This window comes from Actinocorallia lasiicapitis, assembly GCF_054778695.1.
This window is the reverse complement of record NZ_BAAGZI010000666.1, coordinates 1-1741: the sequence shown is the minus strand read 5'-3', so window position 1 is coordinate 1741 and position 1741 is coordinate 1. Positions and strand designations below refer to the sequence as shown.

2 protein-coding genes are annotated in these 1741 nt (G+C 75.0%); both read left to right on the top strand.

Features of this window, described 5'->3' with window-relative positions; all coding sequences use genetic code 11:
• Positions 1–869: FecCD family ABC transporter permease (locus ACYVE7_RS33555; RefSeq protein ID WP_460370542.1), on the top strand; the 869-nt coding region annotated here is incomplete at its 5' end.
• Positions 866–1627 (top strand): ABC transporter ATP-binding protein, encoded by a 762-nt coding sequence (locus ACYVE7_RS33550; protein WP_460370540.1) that lies wholly within the window; start codon positions 866–868, stop codon positions 1625–1627. The genes ACYVE7_RS33555 and ACYVE7_RS33550, both read left to right, overlap by 4 nt.
• Positions 1628–1741 lie beyond the last annotated feature (114 nt).

Below are 1741 nucleotides of genomic sequence, written 5' to 3'. Positions count from 1 at the left end.
ACTCCGGGCTCACCCCGCTGGAGCGCGGCCTGCTGTTCGAGCTGCGGATGCCGCGGGTGCTGATGGGCGCGGCGGTCGGCGGGCTGCTGGCGATCGCCGGAGCCGGATACCAGGGGGTGCTGCGCAACCCGCTGGCCGACCCCTATCTGCTGGGCGCGGCGGCCGGAGCCGGGCTCGGCGCGACCCTCGTGATCGTCTACGCGCCCGTGGACCCCGATCTGGGGGTGCCGCTGGCCGCGTTCTGCGGGGCGCTGCTGGGGGTGTTCCTGGCCTACGGGCTCGGCCGGACGGCCGGATCGGGGCCCGCGACCCTGGTCCTGGCGGGGGTGGCCGTCTCGTCGTTCCTGGCCGCCGTGCAGACCTTCGTGCAGCAGGCCGGGGTCGAGGAGCTCCAGCGGGTGTACTCCTGGATCCTCGGCGGGCTGGGCGGCGCGTCCTGGCACACCCTGGCGGTGATGGCGCCGTATGCGCTGGTGTCGGTGGTGATCCTGCTGCTGCACGGCCGGCTGCTGGACGTGCTGAGCGTCGGCGACGAGGAGGCCGCGGCGCTCGGCGTGGACGCCGCGCGGGTCCGGCTGGTGGTGCTGGCGGCGGCGTCGCTGGCGACCGCGTCGGCGGTGGCCGTCAGCGGGCTGATCGGGTTCGTCGGGATCGTGGTCCCGCATCTGGTGCGGCGGCTGTTCGGCGGCTCCTACCGGGTGCTGCTGCCGCTGTCGCTGCTCGCGGGCGCGGCGTTCCTGGTGCTGGCCGATCTGGCCGCCCGGACGGTCATGCGCCCCGGCGAACTGCCCCTCGGGGTGGTGACGGCGTTCGTCGGCGCCCCGTTCTTCGTCGCGGTGCTCCGCTCGACCCGCGGGCGGGAGACGTGATCGCCGCCCGCGGGCTGACGGTCGCCCGCGACGGCCGCGAGATCCTGCACGGGCTCGATCTGAAGGTGGAGTCCGGGCACTGGCTGGCCGTCATCGGCCCGAACGGCGCGGGAAAGTCCACCCTGCTGAAGGCGCTCACCGGGCTGCTGCCCGCGACGGGCGAGATCTCACTCGACGGCCAGAGAACTCTCACCACCAGGCAACGGGCCAGGCTCGTCGCCTACGCGCCGCAGAACCCCGCGCTGCCCGAGGAGCTGACGGTCGCGCAGTACGTGCTGCTCGGCCGCTCCCCCTACCTGCCCTACCTGGGCCGGGAGAGCCGCCACGACCACGAGATCACCGCGGCCGTCCTGGACCGGCTCGACCTCACCGGGTTCGCGCGGCGCAGCGTCGGACGGCTGTCGGGCGGCGAACGGCAGCGGGTCGTGCTGGCGCGCGCCCTCGCCCAGCAGGCCCCGATCCTCCTGCTCGACGAACCGACCACCGCCCTTGACCTCGGCCACCAGCAGCAGGTGCTGGAACTCCTCGACGGCCTGCGCCGCGAACGCGGCCTCACCCTGATCACCACGCTCCACGACCTGACCGTCGCCGGGCAGTACGCCGACTCGCTGCTGCTCCTGGCCGACGGCTGGATCGCCGCGCTCGGCACCCCCGCCGAGGTGCTGACGGCCGAACTGGTCGCGCTGCACTTCGGCGCCCGCGTGATCGTCGTCCCGGGCCCGGCCGGGCACCCCCTGCTCTCCCTGGAGCGCCCATGAGACTCCAGACCGTCCACCGCGACGAGGACGGGCTGCGCCTGCCCGCGCTGGTCTGGCGTCCCGGGCCCCGGCGGATGGTGTCGTCGGCGCCGTCCGGCGGCGGGCTCGGCCCGG